The organism is Streptomyces beijiangensis, from assembly GCF_017315755.1.
In the GTDB taxonomy this organism is placed as follows: Bacteria; Actinomycetota; Actinomycetes; order Streptomycetales; family Streptomycetaceae; genus Streptomyces; species Streptomyces beijiangensis.
Window position 1 is genome coordinate 1 of sequence record NZ_JAFLRJ010001346.1, and the last position, 293, is coordinate 293.

Here is a 293-nt window from a genome sequence, read left to right on the forward strand (position 1 = left end):
GCTTCTCCCGGTCGGTGATCGTGTGCTCGGTGAGGGCGGGCAGCGCCTGAGGGAGCATCTTGCGCACCTGCTCGTCCGTGTACGTGCTCAGCAGCGCCTTGCCGAGCGACGTCGAGTGCGCGGGCAGCCGGCGGCCGACCCGGGTGAACGGGCGCAGATAGTGCTGCGACTGCCGGGTGGCCAGATACACCACGTTGGTGCCGTCGAGCCGGGCGAGGTGGATCGTCTCCGTGGTGTCGTCCGACAGCCGGTCCAGCGTGGGCCGGGCCGCCGCCACGACCTCGTCCCCGTCG

1 protein-coding gene is annotated in these 293 nt (G+C 71.7%); it reads right to left on the bottom strand.

All coding sequences use genetic code 11. The features are described 5' to 3' along the window. The coding region (locus J0695_RS41770) for an IclR family transcriptional regulator (RefSeq protein ID WP_277990121.1) at positions 1-293 on the bottom strand (293 nt) is incomplete at both ends.